The organism is Acinetobacter sp. UBA2063 (assembly GCF_002333245.1).
GTDB lineage: Bacteria > Pseudomonadota > Gammaproteobacteria > Pseudomonadales > Moraxellaceae > Acinetobacter > Acinetobacter parvus.
Window position 1 is genome coordinate 1 of record NZ_DDAH01000186.1, and the last position, 3,216, is coordinate 3,216.

Below are 3,216 nucleotides of genomic sequence, written 5' to 3' on the forward strand. Positions count from 1 at the left end.
TAAAATAAAGAAAAAACTCGAAAATATGCTTTTAAATTGAGTAGAATACGCCAGAAAAAAACAAGACAAGAGGGTGATTCTAAATGAACAGGTTTTTTATATTTACAACTTTGACAACGACAATGTTATTGGTGGGTTGTAATAAATTAAAGCCAACTGAGAAAGCCGAAGACACCGCAACGGCTGCTTCCGAGTGGAGCTGTACCAATCAGGAAAATCTCAACCATATTCAGGCGGCGTTGAAAAAAGAATATTTAAAACAGATTGACCGTAGTTTAAGACAAAGTGACTACCAGTCTGACTATGACATTCTTGATAAAATCAACAAGGGACTCAAGTTTGAAATTACCAATGTGCGTACTTTAGAGGCTGAGAGTGGGGAAGCATCAACAACCAAATTAAACTGCGAAAGCCAGTTGGTGATTTCTTTCCCGAAAGGCTTACAGAAACGTGCAGAAAATGCCTATTTTGAAGAACAAAAATATCAGGGTGATGGGGAGTGTGAAGAGAGTTGTAAGCCATATACCCTGAATGATCATTTTTCTGATAACGAATATCCGCTCAGTCTTGAAGATGACCAATTAAAAGGCGAGTTCTTGTATGACCTCACCAAAACGGATAAAGATGGTTTGGTCTTTAATATCCCAAGTCAGAACTCTGTGATTGAGGGTGTGGTGTTTATGGCCACAAGGGCGGTGCAGTATGTTGCTTATTTAAAGGAAAATCAGCGGATTGAAAAAGAAGGGGCAGCATATCAACAAGAGTATCATGCCAATGAGTCTGCTCAAACTGACTTGGCACAAAAAGCTATGGATGTGCGTAAAAAAGAGTTAGATGCTGAAAAAGCCAAACAGGTTGAGCGTTTAAATCAAGCCTGGGATCAATTTACGCCTGAGCAAAAAGCACAGTTGCAGCAAGACCAGTCCGACTGGTTTGAAAAACGGGATGTGGACTGTAAAGTCTTATCGCAAAAGAGTGTCCATGATATTGCTGAAAAAGATATGGAAACCTATCAAAAGCAGGCACGGTACTGGAATGATGCAATGCGTCAGCAGAATCAGGATATGCAATATACGCAATGTTTCATCAAGCGTACGGTTGAGCGTGTGGTTTACTTGAATAATGTGTTTAATTAACAGGTCTTTTTTAACTTTTAAACGGGTTGATTGAGATTTCTGCATAAAATCGAGCTATCCATAGCTCGATTTTATTTCTTGTATTTCATTTTGCTATGCTTGAGCAAATTTCCTGATAGAGAACTGCTATGAAAATCACCATGATTGGTTCTGGGCGTGTGGCAACCCATTTGGCGTTGGCATTACAGAACCAACATCAGATTGTACAGGTCTTTAGCCCTAAGCTGGCCCATGCGCAAAAGTTGGCGCAGCAGCTTGATGCACAGGCAATCGACAGTCCCTGCCAGCTTGATCCACAGGTTGATCTAGTAATTGTTGCAGTAAGTGATCAGGCCATTTCCCAAGTCATTTATTCAATTACTGGATATTTACCACAAAATTTGATCGTTCATACCTCTGGTAGTACCAGCCTAGCAGTCATTGAGCACACACATTCGCGGGCAGGTGTATTTTATCCACTGCAAACCTTTAGCTTTGAGCGTGAAGTGAACTGGCTGGAAACGCCATTGTTTGTGGAAGCAACTGAGCAGCAAGACTTGGAAGCTTTAACACAATTGGCAAATAGCCTAAGTAGCCAAGTTTATCAATACAGTTCCAAGCAGCGTCAGACCCTGCATCTGGCGGCAGTGTTTGCATGTAATTTCAGTAATTATTGTTATGACATGGCACAGCAAATTGTCGATGCTGAACAGGTTGATTTTAGTTTGTTATATCCACTCATATTAGAAACAGCGGAAAAAGCCACCCATAATAATCCGCAGCAAATGCAGACGGGGCCTGCCATGCGAGGCGATCAGAATATTTTAAATCTGCATACGCAGTTATTGGCAGCGTTCAACAGGGCAGATTTAGCGCAAGTGTATGCGTTGATGAGCGAGGGGATATGTAAACGGCATCATGTAGGTTGATTGTGAAAAATGGTATGATGTCAACCGGTTTGGCATTCCACCGTACAACGGTGGAACGAGGAAAAATCATTATTACTGATACAAAAACCTGAATTTTCAGATATAAGAAAAACAAGTCTAAAGCAGTCCTTTTCTCATAAAGTTCATGCGCTCGCTTTTCTTGATCTGTTAAATATTTCCAACTTGCCATAACGCCCACTAAAAAAAGTATAATTTAGCTAAATTATACAGTTATTTAACTATTTATTAGGTTCTATGACACAAAAATCACCATTTTTCCCATACCCAGACGTTATTTGGCTCAAATAAGTAACAGAGCTTATTACTGAGTAAATCTTTTGTTTGCGGCTTCTGGTAGAAGTTCATTGATTTTTTCAGCATCAAATAATAACTGTTGATTAACCAAATCAACATCATCTACCTGAATTTTAGAGTAATAATTCGTAAATATTCTTGAGTGGAATGTCTCATCATTAAAAAACTCATAAGGTGAAGTATTCATTGATTCAGACATATGAAATTCAAAAATTCTTGTTGAATAATCTAAATAAAAACAATATTTTATATTTTCATTCTGTTCATAACATTCTTGAATGTCTGAAACTAAACCTATCATTCCATTTTCTTCATAAGTAGAAAATAATTGTTGGATAGCCATTTTTAATAATCTTTCATCATAAGTAATAAGCTCTTTTTGTGATGCAGTTGTAAGATTGGTTTCAATGACAGGAGTACTATTAGCCAGTTGTATATTAAATTCTTCTGTACTTTCAGAATTTATTAGCTCTGAATCTAGGGAATTGTCAGATGTTTGGCTAGGTTCACTCACAATATCTTCATCATAAGAATGTCTAGATTCTGCTTCCTTTGGTTTTATTAGAAATCCTAAAATCATAAGTATGATGAAGATAGCTAAGATAAAAAAACCTATGTATTTTTTTGTTTTTTGCTTCTTAATAAATAGTTTTTTTGCTTGTTTACAATCATTTTGTGCAGGTTTTTGATAATTTTGTTTTGTTTCATTCTCTTTAGCCTTTTGAGTAAACCTAAGGTTTTTTAAATAATTATCCTCTGTACACGACAAAAATAGATAACTCATTGAAATAATGTCACAATAATTGTTTTCTAACGACGAATACTATGACACATCTCAATGAGTTATATCTTATCTT

The 3,216-nt window shown here is 36.8% G+C and carries 3 protein-coding genes; 2 read left to right on the plus strand and 1 reads right to left on the minus strand.

The features are described 5' to 3' along the window. Positions 1 to 83: 83 nt before the first annotated feature. Together B4H32_RS09100 and B4H32_RS09105 are read left to right on the plus strand one after the other, a co-directional pair. On the plus strand, positions 84 to 1,136 hold the full coding sequence (locus B4H32_RS09100) for a DUF1311 domain-containing protein (protein WP_286802304.1): 1,053 nt from the start codon (positions 84 to 86) through the stop codon (positions 1,134 to 1,136). A gap of 128 nt (positions 1,137 to 1,264) precedes the next feature. After that, positions 1,265 to 2,044 carry a Rossmann-like and DUF2520 domain-containing protein gene (locus B4H32_RS09105; protein ID WP_286802307.1) on the plus strand — a complete coding sequence of 260 codons (780 nt, stop codon included), beginning with the start codon at positions 1,265 to 1,267 and terminating at the stop codon, positions 2,042 to 2,044. Between the two features lie 322 nt (positions 2,045 to 2,366). Here B4H32_RS09105 and B4H32_RS09110 read toward each other — a convergent pair whose 3' ends face one another. Then, positions 2,367 to 3,143, minus strand: a complete 777-nt coding sequence (locus tag B4H32_RS09110; RefSeq protein WP_286802308.1) for a hypothetical protein — start codon at positions 3,141 to 3,143, stop codon at positions 2,367 to 2,369. Between the last annotated feature and the right edge of the window lie 73 nt (positions 3,144 to 3,216).